Genomic DNA, 934 nt, shown 5'->3' with positions numbered 1-934 from the left:
TACGGCGTACGGCGTGTGGCCGTGCCCGGCTGCTATCCGACCGCCGTGTCGCTGGCGCTGTTCCCGGCCTACGGGGCGGGGCTCGCGGAGCCGGAGGCGGTGATCGTGGCGGCGTCGGGGACGTCGGGTGCGGGCAAGGCGGCCAAGCCGCACCTGCTCGGCTCCGAGGTCATGGGCTCCATGAGCCCGTACGGCGTGGGCGGTTCCCACCGGCACACGCCCGAGATCGTCCAGAATCTCTCCGCCGCCGCGGGGGAGCCGGTCACGGTCTCCTTCACGCCCACCCTGGCGCCGATGCCGCGGGGCATCCTCGCCACCTGCAGTGCCAAGGCCCGCCCCGGTGTGACGGCCGGCGGCCTGCGCGCCGCGTACGAGAAGGCGTTCGCGGACGAGCCCTTCGTGCACTTGCTGCCCGAGGGGCAGTGGCCCGCCACCGCCGCCGTCCACGGCTCCAACACCGTGCTGGTGCAGGTGGCGCTGGACGAGGCGGCCGGGCGGATCGTCGTGGTGAGCGCGATCGACAACCTGGCCAAGGGCACCGCCGGTGGCGCGGTGCAGAGCATGAACATCGCCCTCGGCCTCCCCGAGGAGCTGGGCCTGCCGGCCACGGGAGTGGCGCCATGAGCGTCCGCCGGGTCATAGCGACCCTTCTGGCACGGCTGGTGCCGTGCGACACGGCCAAGAACACGACGAGCAACCGGGCGAACGAGGAGATGCAGTGAGCGTCACGGCAGCGAAGGGATTCACGGCGGCGGGTATCGCCGCCGGGATCAAGGAGAGCGGCAGTCCCGACCTGGCCCTCGTGGTCAACCGGGGCCCGCGCCTGGCCGCTGCGGGCGTCTTCACCTCGAACCGGGTGAAGGCCGCGCCGGTGGTGTGGTCGCAGCAGGTCCTCAAGGGCGGACAGGTTTCGGCCGTGGTCCTCAACTCCGGT

At 72.7% G+C, this 934-nt stretch carries 2 protein-coding genes; both read left to right on the top strand.

Annotation, left to right across the window (positions count from 1 at the left end):
• The coding region (gene argC / locus V7793_RS37900; protein ID WP_336014301.1) for an N-acetyl-gamma-glutamyl-phosphate reductase at positions 1 to 624 on the top strand (624 nt) is incomplete at its 5' end.
• 94 nt (positions 625 to 718) lie between these two features.
• Positions 719 to 934 (top strand): bifunctional ornithine acetyltransferase/N-acetylglutamate synthase (locus tag V7793_RS37895; protein ID WP_336014299.1); only part of this gene is annotated, 216 nt, incomplete at its 3' end.

This window comes from Streptomyces sp. KLMMK, assembly GCF_036961605.1.
Lineage (GTDB): Bacteria > Actinomycetota > Actinomycetes > Streptomycetales > Streptomycetaceae > Streptomyces > Streptomyces telluris.
This window is presented reverse-complemented; position numbering and strand designations above follow the sequence as displayed.